Raw genomic sequence first — 1,278 nt, 5'->3', positions numbered from 1 at the left:
CTGACCCCTGCCGTCAAATCCGTACAGTTAAACTTGGGAGATTTTAGTTACGCCGCTTGACGATAATAGTCAAACCACACCTGTCTTGGCGATTTATAGCCTAAACCCTTTTGAATTCTCGTTTGGTTGTAGTACAACTCGATATATCTAATGATATCGGTAATAGCGGCAAATCTGGTCTTATAGTCCTGATGATATACCAGCTCATTCTTTAATACACCCCAGAAGCTCTCTATGGGTGCGTTGTCATAACAATTACCTTTGCCACTCATTGAGCCTATAAACTGATGCTGTTTAATAATCTTATGATACGCATGGCTACAATACTGACTGCCTCTGTCAGAGTGAACAATTAGTCCCTTGCTTGGTCTCTTATTCTTAATTGCCATGTTCAATGCTTTGCAAACTAAGTCAGCGGTCATACGTTTGTTGATGGCATAGCCAACCAGCTCTTTGGTATACAAGTCTTTAACGCCTGCTAAGTACAGCCAGCCCTCGGTTGTCCAGATATAGGTGATATCACTGACCCATGCTTCGTTAGGGCGGTTGACGTCAAACTGCTGATCGAGCACGTTGTCATAGACCAGCTTGTTGTGGTTTGAGTCGGTAGTAACTTTAAAACGCTTATGACGACGGCATTTGATACCGTGTTCTTCCTTGATGCTTCTGACCATGTATGGGCTGATATCATATCCTTGCTCATTTAGATGCGCATGCAGACGCTCAAAGCCGTAGCGCTCCTTTGTTTCACTGTGTGCCGCTTTGATTAGTAGCTCAGACTGGTTACGATGTATCTGCTGAGCGCTGATGTCACGACCCAGCCAGTCGTAGTAACTTGAGGGTCTAATATGTAGTACACGGCACATGCTACTGATGCGAAAGAGTTGCTGGTTGTCTTTAACAAAGGCGTACTTTACTAGCTGTGTTTGGCGAAGTACGCCGTCGCCTTTTTTAGAATTTCGCGCTCCTCTTCGGCAACTTTCAGCTGTCGCTTGAGGCGCTTATTCTCTTCTAGCACGGCCATTAGCTGTGGGTCATATTGCTCAGTCCCTGCAAGCTTGCCTTGAGTGGCTTTGTTTTGCCAGTTAGATAGCGTTTGCATGGCTATGCCAAGCTGCTTTGCAGTCGCTGAAATATTACCCTTATTGTCTGCTATCTTCTTAATAGCTTCGGCTTTAAATTCATCGCTGTAGGTTCTTACTTTCTTGACCATGGTAAACTCCTCTTTGAGTCGTTAGTTTACCAAGTTTAATTGTACGGTTTCTTCAGCATAGCTCA

Annotated in this window: 1 protein-coding gene; it reads right to left on the bottom strand. The window is 44.4% G+C overall.

Features of this window, described 5'->3' with window-relative positions:
• Positions 1 to 47: 47 nt before the first annotated feature.
• A protein-coding gene (locus HQR03_RS14045) for an IS3 family transposase (RefSeq protein ID WP_101210724.1) occupies positions 48 to 1,213 on the bottom strand; the annotation gives its coding sequence in 2 pieces (ribosomal slippage) (positions 48 to 955 and positions 955 to 1,213; 1,167 coding nt in all).
• Positions 1,214 to 1,278 lie beyond the last annotated feature (65 nt).

The organism is Psychrobacter okhotskensis (assembly GCF_013248965.1).
Classification (GTDB): Bacteria; Pseudomonadota; Gammaproteobacteria; order Pseudomonadales; family Moraxellaceae; genus Psychrobacter; species Psychrobacter okhotskensis.
Note: the sequence above shows the minus strand (reverse complement) of the source record. Positions and strands in the feature narration are given on the sequence as shown.